The sequence below is a fragment of the Trebonia sp. genome (assembly GCF_049794275.1).
Lineage (GTDB): Bacteria > Actinomycetota > Actinomycetes > Streptosporangiales > Streptosporangiaceae > Trebonia.
Window position 1 is genome coordinate 1 of the sequence record NZ_JBARCR010000310.1, and the last position, 2,307, is coordinate 2,307.

The following is a 2,307-nucleotide window of genomic DNA, read 5'->3' on the forward strand; positions in this document are numbered from 1 at the left end:
GGGCTGGGCATCACAGCGACGCTGGGGGCGAACGTCGCTCACGGTCTCGGGCACGGCCTGACGGGTGCGGCGGTGGCCGCGTGGCCGGCGGTCGCGCCGGTCGGCTCCTACGAGCTGCTCACGATGATCATCCGCTCTGCCCGGCTGTCGGGAACCGACACGGCCCTGGGCGGGCAGCCTGGGTGCATGCCGGATACCGGTCCGCTGCAGGTGCGGGCTGCGCAGGCATTCGCGGTCGAGCGCGTGCCGTCGGTGCGCGCGATCCGCGCCCGGCTGCATGTGGGGCAGCCACGGGCCCAGCGGGTACGCGCTTACCTGGCCGCGCTCAACGGCACGCAGACGGGCACGTCCCTCGGACATCGGGCTGCGATCTCTGAGGTTCAGTCGGCTGCCTGACGCGACCGGCGACAGGCAGCGCAAAATATCCGCCGTTCGGCGCGGCATCCCGCAGCCTTCGAGGGTCCGGCTGGGCTGCGCCTGAACGGAATGTTCTGTCGCATCGTCGCTATCTTCTGGCGAATGCGCGCCGAAGTTCAGCAGCCCGAATGGCAGCGCCTGGTCACGAACGTATGGGAGCGGTCTGCGGGACCGTCGGCTTGGGTATCTCCATGCAATGCAGCCGCATCCCTTCGCCGCCGCACCAGCGTGTCTGTCCGCGTTCGCCACCTGACAGTCAGGGCACCGTGCCTGTGAAAGGGGAGTCCGAACCGGTACTCGGCCACATCACCGGAAGGGAAGCCCATGAGCCAGAACCAGTCCGGTGCCGGGCACAGCACACCGGCAACGCACGGCTGAGATCCCTGGCGGCCAGGCCCGCGCTGATTACACTGGTGACGGGGAGGGAGTGTATGGACGGCATCGACGAGATCCGCGCTCTCAGCCTCTTTGATGGCCTGACCGACGATCAGCTCGCGGATCTGGTCGCGGGCAGTACCGTGGTCCGCGTCGAGCCAGGGACCGAGCCGTTCCGCGAGGGTGAGCACGCGGACTTCTGGTGGGTGCTCATCGATGGTGCCATCGACCTGGTACGGCGCGTTGGCGGCGAGGACGCCGTGGTCGGGAAGATGCACGTCCCGGGCCGGTGGGCGGGCGGTTTCCGCGCCTGGGACGAGCACGGCGTCTACCTGGCCACCGCCCGGGCGTCGGCCCTCAGCCGGCTCCTCCGGGTGCCGGCCGGCGTGCTGCGTGAGTGGGTCAGCGCGTTCTTCCCGTTCGGCGGCCACCTCATCGCGGGGCTTTACCAGACCGCGCGTTCCATCGAGTCGGCCGCGCGGCAGCGCGAGTTCCTGGTCACCCTGGGCAAGCTCGCGGCCGGCCTCGCCCACGAGATCAACAACCCGGCGGCGGCCGCGACTCGGTCGGTGGACGACCTGGAGACCGCATGCCAGACGCTGCTCTCTAGTCTTGGCAGGCTTGCGCGAGAAGAGATCTCGGCCCGGCAGTTCATCGCGCTCGATACCCTGCGCGGCGAGATCGAGCCCGCAGCGGCGATGCATGATCTGCTGGCCCTGGCCGACCGCGAGGACGCCCTGTCGCAGTGGCTGGCCCAGCACGGCGTGGCCGACGAGTGGATGATCGCCCCGCCGCTGGCCACCGCCGGAGCGGATCGCGCCTGGTGCGAGCGAGCGGCGGCCGCGCTGCCCGGACCGGCGCTGCAGCCAGGCCTGGAGTGGGTGGCGAGCGCCTTGACCGCCACCGCGCTGCTGTCGGAGATCAAAGAGTCGGCCCGGCGCATCTCCGAGCTCGTCGCCACGGTCAAGTCCTACTCGCAGATGGACCGGGCGTCGCTGCAGCGCGTCGACGTGACCGAAGGCCTCGAGAGCACGCTGGTGATGCTCGGCCAGCGGCTGCGCGACCGGATCACGGTGATGCGCGACTACGGTCCGGACGTCCCCCAGATCGAGGCCTACCCCGCCGAGCTGAACCAGGTGTGGACCAACCTCGTCGATAACGCCGTGGACGCGATGGCCGGGCCGGGCACGCTAAAGCTTACGACGCGGGCTGAGGAAGGCCTCGTCGTCGTCGAGGTCGCCGATACCGGCCGGGGCATGTCGCGGCAGGTGGCAGACCGTGCGTTCGAGGCCTTCTTCACGACCAAGGACGCCGGCCAGGGCGTGGGTCTCGGGCTCGACATCGCGCAGCGCATTGTCGTGGAGCGGCACGGCGGCACAATCAGCATCGACTCCCGTCCGGGCGAAACGGTGCTGCGGGTCCGCCTTCCCATCCGCCGGCCAAGGACGCCATCGGAGCATCCGGCCGGACCGGAGTGATACGTGGGCAGGTTCCAGGGCCCGGTGCACGTCCGAG

1 protein-coding gene and 1 pseudogene are annotated in these 2,307 nt (G+C 70.2%); both read left to right on the plus strand.

The features are described from left to right. Positions 1–396: pseudogene (locus WA805_RS08615) on the plus strand (hypothetical protein); the annotation flags it as partial. A gap of 452 nt (positions 397–848) precedes the next feature. Then, a complete protein-coding gene (locus tag WA805_RS08620) occupies positions 849–2,270 on the plus strand; it encodes a sensor histidine kinase (RefSeq protein WP_422340957.1) in 1,422 nt (473 codons plus the stop codon). The last annotated feature ends 37 nt before the right edge of the window (positions 2,271–2,307 follow it).

Bases quoted from the DNA above. Each gene is read 5' to 3' on its own strand.
- WA805_RS08620 (WP_422340957.1), top strand. From the start codon at position 849: ATGGACGGCATCGACGAGATCCGCGCTCTCAGCCTCTTTGATGGCCTG.